Origin of the sequence: Pinisolibacter sp. (assembly GCF_036782435.1) — a bacterium.
In the GTDB taxonomy this organism is placed as follows: Bacteria; Pseudomonadota; Alphaproteobacteria; order Rhizobiales; family Ancalomicrobiaceae; genus CALBKH01.
Map to the genome: position 1 here is coordinate 1 of NZ_DAIPZB010000094.1, position 5,747 is coordinate 5,747.

The 5,747-nt window shown below is 67.5% G+C and carries 4 protein-coding genes; 1 reads left to right on the plus strand and 3 read right to left on the minus strand.

Annotated elements, in window-relative coordinates:
* Positions 1-81: 81 nt before the first annotated feature.
* Positions 82-1,722, minus strand: coding sequence for a hypothetical protein (locus V7Q42_RS21100; protein WP_333826242.1), 1,641 nt, complete (start codon positions 1,720-1,722; stop codon positions 82-84).
* 367 nt (positions 1,723-2,089) lie between these two features.
* On the minus strand, positions 2,090-3,457 hold the full coding sequence (locus tag V7Q42_RS21105) for a TrpB-like pyridoxal phosphate-dependent enzyme (RefSeq protein WP_333826243.1): 1,368 nt from the start codon (positions 3,455-3,457) through the stop codon (positions 2,090-2,092).
* A gap of 675 nt (positions 3,458-4,132) precedes the next feature.
* On the opposite strand from V7Q42_RS21105, the gene V7Q42_RS21110 reads away from it, so the two are divergent.
* Positions 4,133-4,348 (plus strand): hypothetical protein, encoded by a 216-nt coding sequence (locus V7Q42_RS21110; protein WP_333826244.1) that lies wholly within the window; start codon positions 4,133-4,135, stop codon positions 4,346-4,348.
* Between the two features lie 214 nt (positions 4,349-4,562).
* Here V7Q42_RS21110 and V7Q42_RS21115 read toward each other — a convergent pair whose 3' ends face one another.
* Positions 4,563-5,612, minus strand: a complete 1,050-nt coding sequence (locus V7Q42_RS21115; protein ID WP_333826245.1) for a 2Fe-2S iron-sulfur cluster-binding protein — start codon at positions 5,610-5,612, stop codon at positions 4,563-4,565.
* Positions 5,613-5,747 lie beyond the last annotated feature (135 nt).

A 5,747-nucleotide genomic window follows, 5' to 3' on the forward strand; every position in this document is an offset into this window, starting at 1 on the left:
GTGAATCACGTCAGTAGACGGTCGTCGAGGGCTATCCGCGCACAGGTCTCATCAGGCCGAGGCACACCGCCGTGATCGCCCTCACAACCGCTTCGGGTTCCCCTTCAGCACCGTGTAGCGGGTGCCGCTGCCGTCCTCGTCGGTGAAGGTGGCGATGTCGTCGTCGACCGTCAGATCGTAGCAATATTCCTCTTCCTCCGGGTATCGGAAGCAGACTTGGCCATCCTTGAACGACCACTTGCCGGTGGAGACCTGGTCGTCGGAGAGCTGCTTCACCGTGCCGTTCTTCAGATAATATTCGAAGATCTCGTTGTCGTCGGAGTCCTTGCCGACCACCGTGTTGCCGATCAGTGCGTTCCAGGCGTCGAGACCGGCGAGCGCCTTGCCCGGAGCAGCGGGAGCCGATGCCGCCGGCGCGGCGGGACCCGGGGCGGGCCTCGCCGGCGCCGCGGCGGCGGGTGCTGAGGGAGCCGCTGGCGCAGGTGCCGGGGTGGCGGTCGCCGGGGAATCGCTCTTCACGTCGATGTCGACCTTGGCGAGCAACGCCATCGGATCGTCGACCGACATCAGTTCGAGGAAGCCGATCGCCCCCGCCTTCGGTTTCAGTGTGACGATGATCGACTTCGGCTGGGCGACGAACCGCGCCACCGCGTCCGCCGCCGCATTGGCGTTGGACGCACCACCGAGGAAGATCGGCACCATCTGCCGCGCCATCGCCGCCGCCTCGGCCGCGAGCGCGGCCGGCGACTTCTGCTGCGCCGCCGCCGCCGGGGCGACGACCTTGTCCGCCAACCCCTTGTCGACGTAGGCGAGATCGACGCCGAGGACGGTGCTCTGCGACAGCGCCGTCGCGACCCCGGCCGGATCCGACTGGCCGAAGACCTCGGGCGCGATGTTGCCGATCTTGCCCCTGAGCGACAGCGTGCCGAGTTCGGCGCCGGTCAACTCCAGCGCATCGACCGAGAAGACCTTGGCCGCCGGATCGTAGGTGGCGCCGTAGTCGAAGCGGAACTCGAGCTTCGAGACCCCGGCCTGAGCGAGTTGCGCCGCCGCCGCCGACGCCGCCGGCGGCCGGAAGGTCAGCCCCTCGATCGACAGGTGCGACTTGGTCGGCACCCCCGAGGCGAATTTCGCATCGGCGGTGATCGCCGCGACCTCCAGAGTGAAGAGATTGCCGCCGGGCGCGGTCGCCGGCGTGTCCTTGTCCGGGCCGGTGAGCGAGACCTTCTCCCAGATGAGCAGCGACGTCGGGAAGCTGCCGCCCGGCCCGCCGAAGGCCCGGCCGAAATCGGCGCCTTCGACGGTCAGCGGACCGGTCGTGAACGACACCCGTCCACCGTCGGCCGGGAACTCGCCCTTCATCGCGGCGACCGTCCCGCGGGCGATCTTGCCCTTCGAGATCCCGGTCAGCGAGAGCCCCTCGACGCTCATGCCGCCGTCCTTGTCGGTCATCGAGAGGGAGGGGACGGAGAGCCGTGCCGCTTCGAACCGCGCCGCCAACGCCTTGCGCTCCTCGGGCTTCGTGTCCTTCGCCAACATCTTGACGAACTCGTCGCGTTCGAGGCTCGATCCCGTCACCTCGACGCGCCCGAGCTTCAGCGTGCCCTTGTCGCCTTCGTCGATGGTGAGGCCGTCGAAGCTGAGGTCGGCGGCGAAGGCTGGGGCGAGAGAGACGCCGATCGCCCTGCGCCGGTGGGTTTCGGTCCGAGATGGGTGGTTCATCGATTGGTCCCCGACTGCCCGAAGGCGTTGCCATCCGACGGGATGGGGACCGGAGAGGCTGCGCCTTTCTCCGTGTCGGTGCGTGGCATCGGACGACCGCCGCATCGCAGTCGTTCCCCACGAACCATCCGAGCCCCCCGCTCGTCATCGGCATGGTCGTTCGCCGTCGCGACCGACGCAAGAGCCCAACGACCGGCGAGCGCACCTCCAAGGGTGGACGAGGGAAGGACCACCGCAGAGGGCGGTCAAGTCGCGCAACAGGCCGCGCGCGCCGTCGATACGCCATCGCGGAATCGAACGGCCCCGCTTTCGAGCGGGGCCGTCGTGGTTCGGATCCGGCGACGCGGTCGCATCGCCGAGAGGTGGCTCACTCGGCCGCGACCGACGGCAGGTCGGCGAGCGCCGCCGCCAGCTCGCCCTCGTCGTAGTCCTGGTCGATCAGCTTGCCCTCGAAGTAGCCGATGTAGGCGCCCATGTCGAAATGGCCGTGGCCCGACAGGTTGAAGAGGATCGTCTCGGCTTTGCCCTCGGCCTTGCAGCGCAGCGCCTCGTCGATGGCGCAACGCACCGCATGGGTCGATTCCGGCGCCGGCACGATGCCCTCGGCGCGGGCGAACTGCACCCCCGCCTCGAAGCAGGTGATCTGCTTGTAGGCCCGCGCCTCGATCAGGCCGAGGTCGTAGACGTGGCTGACCAGCGGGCTCATGCCGTGATAGCGCAGACCCCCGGCGTGGAAGCCCGGCGGAATGAAGGTCGATCCCAGCGTGTGCATTTTGACCAGCGGCGTCAGATGCGACGTGTCGCCGAAGTCGTAGGCGAACTTGCCGCGCGTCAGCGTCGGGCAGGCGGCCGGTTCGACCGCGATGATCCGCCGCTTGCGGCCGCCGCGCAGTTGCGCTCCGAGGAACGGGAAGGCGATGCCGGCGAAGTTCGAGCCGCCGCCGGCGCAGCCGATGACGATGTCGGGATCGTCGCCCGCCATCTCGAACTGCATCATCGCCTCTTCGCCGATGATCGTCTGATGCAGCAGCACATGGTTGAGCACCGAGCCGAGCGCGTACTTCACGTCCGGGTTCTTGGCCGCGATCTCGACCGCCTCGGAAATGGCGATGCCGAGCGAGCCGGGGCTGTCGGGATGGGCGGCGAGCACCGCGCGGCCACTGTCGGTCTCGTTCGACGGCGAGGCGATGCAGCGCGCTCCGTAGGTCTCCATCAGGGCCCGGCGATAGGGCTTCTGGTCGAAGGAGACGCGCACCTGGAAGACGGTGACGTCGATGCCGAAGAGCGACCCGGCGAAGGCCAGCGACGAGCCCCACTGGCCGGCCCCGGTCTCGGTCGACAGCTTCTTGATGCCGGCTTCCTTGTTGTACCAGGCCTGCGGCACCGCGGTGTTGGGCTTGTGCGAGCCGGCGGGCGAGACGCCCTCGTACTTGAAGTAGATCTTGGCCGGGGTGTCGAGCATCTTCTCGAGCCGCCGCGCCCGGATCAGCGGCGACGGCCGCCACATGCGCAACACGTCGCGGACCGGTTCCGGGATGTCGATGTAGCGCTCGGTCGCCACTTCCTGGAGGATCAGCTCCATCGGGAACAGCGGCTCGAAATCGGCCGGACCAGCCGGCTGTTTCGTCCCCGGATGCAGTGCCGGCGCCGGCGGCGTCGGCAGATCCGCGGCGATGTTGTACCAGCTCTTCGGCATCATCTCTTCGTCGAGAACATATCGGATCCGGTCGGACATTTCGCCTCTCTTTCCGGCGGTTGGACGGGACTTCAAGGAACGAGCCGATCGCGAACATCGCGCCCGGCAACCCCACGGTCAAGCTGACCTGTCGGCGGCGGTCGCACCCGCGACCTTTCGCTCACGCAGGATCGACCCTCGCGCCACCGAGCCGCCACGACGAGCCCTCGCAGACATCACGCCGCCGGCTCGCGGACCGGCGACGATGTTCTCCGACTCCCTCGAGTCGTTCGGAGTCGATCGACCTCGACGCTCGCCAGCAGCTCTCGGAAATGAGAAGTCGTCTATTTTCCTGTCTGACATCTCAAAAGGCACACGATCACAATATATCAATAATTACAGTACTGAAAACCATTTCCATTTAAAGAGTACATATTAGCAACAATTGAAAATACATCCACGGAGATCTATATTTGAAACACCTCCCGGGGGCGAGTACATGGTGTACCCGGCCGAACAGGGAGAGACCGAAGGAGGAAGCTATGTTCAGAGCCCTCCAGGGAGCCTCTCTTGCTGTCCTGGTCGCTGCGATGGTGGCGATGAGTGGGGCGGCGCACGCACAGAGCCGGGTCCTCGTCTATGGTTCGCCCGAGAACTGCCCGGCCGGCGCGGTCTGCGCGCCGACGAAGATGAGCGTCTTCAACCCGTTCGCGATGGCGAACGACCAAGGTTCCGATGTCGGTTCTGCCGCTGCGGCCGCTGATGGTGGTGGCCACGGCGGTGGTGGTCACGGTGGTGGTGGTCACGGCGGCGGCGGCGGTGGAGGCCACGGCGGCGGCGGTGGCGGTGGCCACGACGGCGGTGGCGGCGGTGGCGGCGGTGGCCACGACGGCGGCGGCTGCGACGGTGGCTGCGGCGAATGACCGAGGCCTTCGTGCCGCACCGGCATGACGAATACGGCACTCGACACCATCGACGGTGAAACGAGCGCCGAGCGGTGGGGCGGGAGCGATCCCGCCCCACCGCTTTCCGCGGCGAGCGGATCATACGGCGTCACGACAAACGTTCGCGAGCCTCGAGCGAAACGGACGATCCGGCGCGTGGCTCGGATCGGGGAGCCGCACCGGAACCGCAGACGTTCTGCCCGGACGACGAGGCGAGCGCCTCAGCGGCCCATGAGCCGATCCTTCGGCACCTCTTCGGGCGCCTGATGGGAGAAGTAACCTTCGCTGTGGATCAGCTCAGGCCGCGCCCCGAGTTGTTTCACCGCCGTCACGCAGGCCTCGGTGAACTCCGGCGTGCCGGCGATGAACACCGAATGCTGCGACAGGTCGGGGAAGTGTTCCGGCAGGATGTCGGGGATGCGCCCCGAAAGATGCCCCTCCGCCGTCTCGCGCGTCAGCGTGGGCAGGAAACGGAAGCGCCGATTGCGCGCCCGCCACCACGCCATCAGCCCCTTGCAGTAGACGTCCTCCGCCATGCGCGCCGAGAACATCAGCGTCACCGGCGGGCGGTAGTTGCGCCGGAGCGCCGCTTCGGTCAGCGCCAGGATCGGCGCCAGCCCCGACCCCGCGGCCAGACACAGCACCGGCGTGTCGACCGACGGGTCGCCGATGAAGGTGCCGTAGGGCCCGGAGAGCTTCACCTGATCGCCGATCTGCACCTTGTCGTGCAGCCACGCGGAGGTGACGCCGCCCTCGGCACGCGTGACGTGGAAGGTGAGTTCGCCATCGCCGCGCGGTGCATTGGCGATCGAGTAGCAGCGCGCCGGGATACCGAAGCTCGGATCGCCGATCATCATGTTCTGCCCCGGCCAGTAACGCACCGGCGCCCCGATCGGCCGCATCGAGATCTCGGCGATGCGCGGCGTCCGCATCACCTTGTCGGTGACGATGTAGTAGATGTTCTCGCGCGGCGGGAAGAGCTTCGGCTTGGCGTCGTCGGTGCCCCACTCGATCTCCAGAACCTCGGAGATCGGCTTGGCCATGCACATCAGCCCGTAACCCTGCCGGCGATCCTCCGGCGACAGGGCCATGTCCAGCACCATGCCCTGATCGAACTGACCCGAGCGGACCATGATCTTGCATTCGCCGCAGGCGCCGGCCCGGCAGTTGTTGGGCAGCGCATAGCCCGCTTTCTCCAACGCCCCGAGGACGGTGTCGCCGTCGGCGCAGTCGACTTCCTTGGCCGATGGAAAGAGGCGGATGCGGCTCATGGGGTTTCCTCGATTGCCCTGATCTCGATCGGCGAGCTTCCGCCCGCCGTTCCCGCGCCCGGTCTTCGCGCCGGATCGCGGATACCACTTTGCCATCCTGCCCGACCGCCTGTCACGATCGTCGATCCACGGCGC

Excerpts from the sequence above, each read along its gene's own strand:
- V7Q42_RS21115 (WP_333826245.1), bottom strand. The coding sequence starts at position 5,612 with ATGAGCCGCATCCGCCTCTTTCCATCGGCCAAGGAAGTCGACTGCGCC.
- V7Q42_RS21100 (WP_333826242.1), bottom strand. The coding sequence starts at position 1,722 with ATGAACCACCCATCTCGGACCGAAACCCACCGGCGCAGGGCGATCGGC.
- V7Q42_RS21110 (WP_333826244.1), top strand. The coding sequence starts at position 4,133 with ATGTCGGTTCTGCCGCTGCGGCCGCTGATGGTGGTGGCCACGGCGGTG.
- V7Q42_RS21105 (WP_333826243.1), bottom strand. The coding sequence starts at position 3,457 with ATGTCCGACCGGATCCGATATGTTCTCGACGAAGAGATGATGCCGAAG.